Consider the following 7,346-nt stretch of genomic DNA (forward strand, 5'->3'; position numbering starts at 1 on the left):
CCCCCCCCCCCCCCCCCCCCCCCCCCCCTCTTTTTTACCCCCCCCCCCCCCCCCCCCCCCATCGGCGGCCGTCTCGTGGGCTCGGAGATGTGTAAAACACACAGCCGCCGGCGCGTGGCGGGGCTGACCGTCCTGGCCTGCCTCGTCGTGGGCGCGGGCACCGCGGCCAGCACGGCGCTGCTGCCGGCCACCAGCAGCCCGACCGCGCCGGCCACCAGCCCGCCGTCCCCCGTACCGGCCCCCTCACCCACCGCCTCGCTCCCGTCCACCTCGCCGCCCGCGACCCACGACGTCCCGCACCGGCCGACCCAGGGGGGGACGGAGGGGGTACGGGGCGGCGAGCCCGCGACCGAGCCGCCCGGGCAGGGCGCAGGCGGCGCCACCGAGGCGGGCGGCCCGGCGCACACCACCGACGCGGCCGGGGCGAGGGACCCCGCGGGGACCGCGACCGAGACGTACGCGGCGGCCGGCCGCGCCACCGACGCCCCGAGCTGAGCCGCCTCGCGCCTTCGCTGGCACACCCTCCGCTCCCCCACTCCCACCCCTGCCCGTACGCCAGCCGCGCGCCGGCCCCCGCACCCCACACGTCCGTACGTTCCCGTGGCCCGCCCGACCGGGCCGCGGGGCGGTTCCGCACGCCTTCGCCCAGCCTTGAGAGCGACCCATGACCGTCTTCCCCGCCCTCCCGACCACCGCCACACCGGCCGCCCCGCCCTCCGCTTCGGCTCCGCATGGTGGGGAACCGTGTGACACGCGGGTGCCAGGGCCCACCCTGCGTGGGCGGCCGGCCCGGTGCGCCGGGTTACGGCACCGGATCAGCGCGTCCGACCGCGAGGTGCTGTGGCTCTACCTGCTCACCCGGGTGGCCGTGTGGATGACGGCGTACGGCGCCGGGTGGCTGTTCCCCGCCGACTCCCGCGCACACACCGCGGCCTCCGCGCTCGCCCCCTTCCAGCGCTGGGACTGGGGCCACTTCCTGCACGTGGCGCGGGACGGCTACTTCCCCGGATCGGCCGGGCCCACGACGGACGGGTGGGACAACCGGGAGGCGTTCTTCCCCGGCTTCCCGCTGCTGCTGCGCGCCGTGCACGGGGTGGGGCCGAGTTGGGCCGCGGCCGGGTTGCTGATCTCCCTGGTCGCCGGCGCCGTCGCGGTGCTCGCCCTGGCGCGGGTCGCCGAGTCGTACCTGCCGCACCCGGACGCGGGCCGCCGTGCGGTGCTGTTCCTGCTGCTCTCGCCGTGTGCGGTCTTCCTGGCCGTCGGCTACAGCGAAGCGCTGTTCCTGGCGTTCGCGCTGCCCGCCTGGCTGGCCGCCCGCCGTGGCCGCTGGCCCCTGGCCGCCGCGTTGGCCGCGCTGGCCACCACCGTACGGATCAGCGGGCTGTTCCTCGCCGCCGCCATCGCCGTGCAGTTCGTCCTGGTCGCCCGGGCCCGCGGCGGGTGGCGCCCGCTGCCGTGGCTGGCGCTGCCGGCGCTGCCCGCCGCGCTCTATGCCTGGTACCTGTACGCGCACACAGGTGACTGGATGGCGTGGCAGCACGCCCAGGAGCGCGGCTGGTACCGCACCTTCCACCCACCCTGGGAAGCCTGGGGCAACACCTGGCACGCCGCGTTCTCCGGAGCACACCCCACCGGTTACGCCTTCATGTTCCGGGCCGAACTGGTCGCCATGGTGGTCGGCGTGGCACTGTTCGGCTGGCTGCTGGCGCGCCGCCACTGGCCCGAGGCCAGCTATCTGGCGCTCAACCTGTGGGCCCTCGGCACCTCGTACTGGTACATGTCCCTCCCCCGCGCCACCCTGCTGTGGTGGCCGCTGTGGGTCACCCTGGCCGCCTGGAGCCTGCGCAGCCGCCGCTTCACCACCGCCTACCTGTGCCTCGTCGGCCCCCTCAGCACCGTCTTCGCCCTCACGTTCCTCACCGGGCGGTGGGCTGGGTAGGGCGTCATCTGGTGGTGGGTCGGGGTGTCTCGGCTGGTGGTGGGCTGGGGTGTCTCGGCTGGTGGTGGGTCGGGGAGGCCAGGCCCCGTGGGGGTGGTGGGTGTGTACGCGTGGGGCGGGGCCCGGTTGGTTCGTGGGTGTGCCGGGGAAAATCCCGGGCCTGGCCGACCGGGGTGCGCAAGACTGCCCGCATGAGCACCGCAGCCGTCCCGACAGCACAGGAACAGGCCCTTCGTCATGTGACGGGGTTGGCCTCCGGCCCGCCGGTTGACCCGACGCTGCGGGTGACCTTGAACTTCCACCCGGACCGGTTGCAGGGCGGTCGGCCCGTCCTGGCGGCCATGGCCGAGCAGGGTGTGTACTCCTCGCAGTTCGTCACCGGCACCAGCAACGGCGGGTTGACCGCTCACCCCGGTGGCGACCGGTGGCGCTGGGAGAGCCGGATCTTCGCCGGCGCGTACGACCGGGCGCCGGCGGCGGAGCGGCCCGTCTACGGAGCGCTTGACTTCCGCCGCAAGCCGGTCGGCGGGGCCCCGCGGTTCGGCTCCGCGTACTTGCGGCTGACGGCCGACACCCTGGCGCGGACCACGTTCTGCTACCCGGACAGCCACCTCGAACCCGCCGACTTCGGCACCGCGTCCCTGATGGGCCTGGTCGAACTCGCGCTCGCCGACGACCAGGACGCGCTGGACGACTACGTCGAGGCGCACGTGCACGGGCCGGTACGGCCGCGGGAGCACGCGGAGGCGCTGGTGCTCGACCCCTCGTACCGGGACACCGACGTGGAGGCCGCGGCCCGACTCCTTGGCTGCCCCGTCGAATGGCACACGGGCCTGCGCCTGACGGTGGAGGAACTGCGCCGGCACCCCGACTACCGCGGCCCGGAGTTCGTCACCCTGGGCAGCCGGATCGCCGTCGACGGCGTCCTCACCCCGCGCATCATCGGGGACGCCGCCCGCACCGACCGGCATGACCCGCAGGCGGTCAAGAGGGTGTGGCACTACCTGGCCCGGTTCGGGACGCCGGTGGTGGGTCAACCGACCCGGTAGCGGCCTCCGGCGGGTCGTCCCCGATGACGCCCACGTGCCGTAGGACCAGCGCGGACAGCAGCGCGAGCAGCAGGCTGGCCACCGCGGCGACCAGCATGGCGAGGTTCAACCCGGCGGTCGCGGCCTCCTTCGCCTGGTCGAGCCAGCCGGCCGGGAAGTGCCGCGCCGACGCGGACGCCCCGGCCAGGCTCTCGCGCGCCGCATCGGCCGCCCCGCTCGGCGTCCCGGCCGGGATCGCGTCCGCGACGCGGTCCCGGTAGACGGCGGTGGCCAGGCTGCCCAGGGTCGCCACGCCCAGCGCGAGGCCCAGTTCCTGGACGGTCTCCGACATCGCCGACGCCGCGCCCGCCTGCTCCGCCGGCGCGGCCCCCACCACCAGGTCGGTGCCGAGCGAGGCGATCGCCCCGAGCCCCAGGTAGACCAGGGCGAAGCCGACCACGACCGGGGCCGTCCCGTCGGCGGTGTCGACCCCGGCGAGCAGCACGTACCCGACCGTGGCCAGCGCCAGGGCGAGCGCCACCACGACACCGGGCGGCACCCGCCGGGCGACCAGCGGCGCTCCGATCGCGGCCAGGAACATCATCAGCGCCGGCGGCCCCATCCACAGTCCTGCGGCCACGGGCGAGAGCCCCACCACGAACTGGAGCTGCTGGGTGATCAGCAACATCGCGCCGCCGACACCGACCAACCCGACCAGCAGCACCCCCAGGGCGGCGCTGAACGTCCGGTTCGCGAACAGCCGTACGTCAAGGAGCGGGCTGGCCAGCCGGCGCTGCCGGCGGACGAACAGCGTCGCGCACAGCGACCCCACGGCGACGGCGAGCAGGGTGGGGGCACCGGGCCCGTCCGCCGCGGCCCGCTTGACCGCGTACACCAGCGGCAGGATCGCGCCCAGCGACAGCAGCACGCTGTACGGGTCAAGGGGACCACCGTGCGGGGCCCGGTACTCGGGGACCAGCAGGGGCGCGGCCACCAGGAGGACGAGGGCGACGGGTACCGCGAGAAGAAACGCTGAGCCCCACCAGAAGTGGTCCAGGAGCACGCCGCCGATCACCGGCCCGAGCGCCATGCCGAGCGCGAAGCTGGTCGCCCACAGCCCGATGGCCAGCGAACGTTGGCGTTGGACGGTGAACATGTTGCTGATCAGGGCCAGGGTGGAGGGCATCAGCGTGGCGCCGGCGACACCCAGCGCGGCGCGGGCGGCGATCAGCATGCCGGCGCTGTCGGCGTACGCGGCCACCACCGAGACGACCGCGAAGGCGGCGGCCCCGATCAGCAACAGCCTGCGGCGGCCCACCCGGTCCCCCAGTGTGCCCATGGTGATGAGGAAGCCGGCGATGAGGAAGCCGTACGCATCCATGATCCACAGCTCTTCGGTGCCGCTGGGATGCAGGTCTTCGGCGAGCGAGGGGAGAGCGAGGTAGAGCACGGTGACGTCGAGGCCGAGCAGCACGGTGGGCAGCGAGAGGACGGCGAGCCCAGCCCACTCCCGGGGGCCGGCGACCTTCCGGGGACCGGCGGCGCGGGCCGGCGGCGCCTTGGGGGCCGCATGGTCAACTTGCCTGGATGGGAAACTAGTTGATGGTGAATGCGGGTTGGCTGACGGGGGCGGCGAGGCGACTGGTCGGGGCGGCGGGGACGCCGACGCGGACTGCCCGGGTTGCACGGGCTGTGCGGGCGAGGTGGGTGCTGCCCCGGGTTGCGCGGGCGGGGCGGGTACTGCCCAAGGCTGCCCGGGCCGTACGGGCGGGGTGGCGCTGTCCCGTGATGGGTGCATGGTGGTGCTTCCCTGCGTTGCGGTTCGGAGAGCGGGTGGGAGTTCACTGTGCGAACCGGTCCGCACGCATTCCTGACGGTCGGCTGACGTTAGGCTCATGCCCATGCGCTACGGGGTACTCGGACCGCTGACCGTCTGGGACGCCGCGGGGCAGCCGGTGAAGGTGCCCGGCGTGAAGGTCCGCGCGCTGCTGGCGAACCTGCTCGTCCACGGCGGCGGGCCGGTGTCGGCGGATCGCCTCATCGACGACCTGTGGGCCGACCGGCCACCGGCCGGGGCGGCCAACACGCTGCACACCAAGGTCTCCCAACTCCGCCGGGCCCTGGGTCGGGAGCAGGTGGTACGGGAGCCCGCGGGCTACCGTCTGCTCCTGCCGGACGGCGCCACCGGAGCAGCCGGAGCCGTCGACGCGATGCGCTTCCAGGAGCTGGCCACCCTGGCCCGCACCCGGCAGCAGCCGGCGGACAGTGCCGCCCTGTTCGCCGAGGCGCTGGCCCTGTGGCGGGGCCCGGCCTACGCCGATGTCGCCGGTGCGCTGTTCACCCGCGGCGAGATCACCCGGCTGGAAGAGCTGCGGCTGACCGTACTCGAAGAGCAGGCCGAGGTACGTCTTTCACTGGGCGAACACGCAGTGCTGGCAGATGAGTTGGGGCCCACGGTGGCGCGTCACCCACTCCGTGAGCGGCTGCGCGCAGCCCATATGCACGCGCTCTACCGCTCCGGCCGCCAGCCCGACGCGCTGCGCGGCTTCCACGAACTGCGCCGACACCTGGCGGACGAGCTGGGGGTGTCGCCAGGACCGGCCGTACGCACGCTCCACGAGGCGATCCTGCGCCAGGACGCGCACCTGGCGCCGCCGACGGTGACCGAACCATCCGGCCGGTCCGACGCCTCCGCCCCCTCCCACCCATCCGCCCCCGCCCACCCGTCCGACCTCTCCCATCCGTCCACCTCGTCGGACTCTCCGGACCCAACCGGTCCGCCGAAACCATCCGTCCCGCCCGCACCCTCCCGCCGTACCAACCTGCCCGCGCCGCTGACCCCGCTGGTCGGCCGGCACGCCGCGGTCGCCGAGGTGCGGGCGCGGTTGACCGCAGTGCCGGCCGGCGCCCGGCTGGTCACCCTGGTCGGCCGCGGCGGGGTCGGCAAGCCGCGGCGGGCGATCGCCGCCGCGCACGCCCTGGCCGAGCAGTTCGCCGACGGGGTGTGGTGGGTCGAGCTGGCGGGGCTCGGCGCCGGCTCCACCCCGGACGACCTGGCCGAACGGGTCATCACGACACTCGGCCTGTGCGACACCGCCGCCACCGAGCCCGACCTGAACGACCTGGTGGGTTGGCTCGGGCGGGCGGTGGCCGACAAGCACCTGCTGGTGCTGCTTGACAACTGCGAGCACCTGGTGGACCCGGTCGCCGTGCTCGCCGGCGCGCTGCTGGCCGCCGCGCCCCGTGCCCAGGCGCTGGTCACCAGCCAGGTGGCGGTGGGCATCCCGGGCGAGGTGCTGCACCCGGTGCCGCCGCTGGCGCTGCCGCAGGACGGCGCGCACTCCGATCCGGACCTGGTGGCCCGGTCGGGCGCGGTCGAGTTGTTCGTGGCACGGGCCGCTGCGGCGGTGCCAGGATTCGTACTCGACGCGGCGAACGCGCGGGCGATCGCCACCATCTGCCGCAGGCTCGACGGCATCCCGCTGGCGCTGGAACTCGTGGCCCCCCGGCTGCGCACGCTGCCCCCGGACACCCTGGCCGACCAACTGTGCGGCAGGTTCGCCACACCCGCGGTACGGGGTGGCCGGTTCGCCCCGCCCGAGGTGCGGGCGCGCGGGTTGCCCGCCCGCCAGCAGACGCTGCGCGCGATGCTGGACTGGAGCTGGCAGCTCCTCCCGCCGGCCGAACGGGCCGTGCTGCGCCGGCTCGCGGTGCATGCCGACGGCTGCACCCTGGCCTCGGCCCAGGCGGTCTGTGCCGACGCCGAACTGCCGGCCGGGCAGGTGCCCGAACTCCTGGCCCACCTGGTCGACCGCTCGCTGGTGACGTGCGTCGCCGGCCGGTTCCGGCTCCTCGAATCGGTGGCCGCGTACGGCGTCGAACGGCTCGCGGAGGCGGGCGAGACGGCGGCCGTACGAACCCGGTTCGTACGCTGCTACGTCGAGCTCGCCGCAGCCGACGACGCCCGGCTCCGTGGCCCGTACCAGCGGCGCTGCCTCGATTCGCTGGACGCGGAGACGGTCAATCTGCGGCGCGCACTGGAACTGGCGGTCGCGGGGCACACCCCAGGGGACGCCGTTCGCCTGGTGAACTCACTGGCCTGGTACTGGTTCCTGCGCGGCCGGCTCACCGAGGCGCGCAGGGCGCTCAGGTCCGCGCTGGCCGCCGCCGGCGACGCCTCGTCGGCCGGGTCGCGGACGGCCCGCGCCTGGCTGGCAGGAGTGGAGCTGCGCACCGCGCCGGCCGGCGCACCCGGCCAGCCGGTGGGTGAGGACCCGACGCTCGGGCTCGAAGACCCGGTGCTGCGGGCCCGGTTGCAGTGGTTCGTCGGCAGCGCCCTGGCCCGCCCCCGCCCGCCGCGCGCGGGGCGGGGGCGGGGG

The 7,346-nt window shown here is 75.1% G+C and carries 4 protein-coding genes and 1 pseudogene; 4 read left to right on the plus strand and 1 reads right to left on the minus strand.

What is annotated here, in order from left to right; genetic code table 11:
• The 3 genes and pseudogenes from AAHZ94_RS24860 to AAHZ94_RS24870 form a co-directional block, all read left to right on the plus strand.
• Positions 1-495 (plus strand): annotated as a pseudogene (locus AAHZ94_RS24860) (hypothetical protein); the annotation flags it as partial.
• A 169-nt stretch (positions 496-664) separates the two neighbouring features.
• A complete protein-coding gene (locus AAHZ94_RS24865; protein WP_502964770.1) occupies positions 665-1,939 on the plus strand; it encodes a mannosyltransferase family protein in 1,275 nt (424 codons plus the stop codon).
• Between the two features lie 191 nt (positions 1,940-2,130).
• Positions 2,131-2,988, plus strand: a complete 858-nt coding sequence (locus AAHZ94_RS24870; protein WP_349995361.1) for a DUF3626 domain-containing protein — start codon at positions 2,131-2,133, stop codon at positions 2,986-2,988.
• On the opposite strand, the gene AAHZ94_RS24875 is transcribed toward AAHZ94_RS24870, so the two are convergent.
• Positions 2,924-4,441 (minus strand): MFS transporter, encoded by a 1,518-nt coding sequence (locus tag AAHZ94_RS24875; protein WP_349995362.1) that lies wholly within the window; start codon positions 4,439-4,441, stop codon positions 2,924-2,926. The two genes, AAHZ94_RS24870 and AAHZ94_RS24875, sit on opposite strands and share 65 nt — an antisense overlap.
• Before the next feature lie 427 nt (positions 4,442-4,868).
• Between AAHZ94_RS24875 and AAHZ94_RS24880 the strand changes: the two genes are divergently transcribed.
• Positions 4,869-7,346 (plus strand): AfsR/SARP family transcriptional regulator (locus AAHZ94_RS24880; RefSeq protein ID WP_349995363.1); only part of this gene is annotated, 2,478 nt, incomplete at its 3' end.

The organism is Streptomyces sp. HSW2009 (assembly GCF_040240285.1).
In the GTDB taxonomy this organism is placed as follows: Bacteria; Actinomycetota; Actinomycetes; order Streptomycetales; family Streptomycetaceae; genus Streptomyces.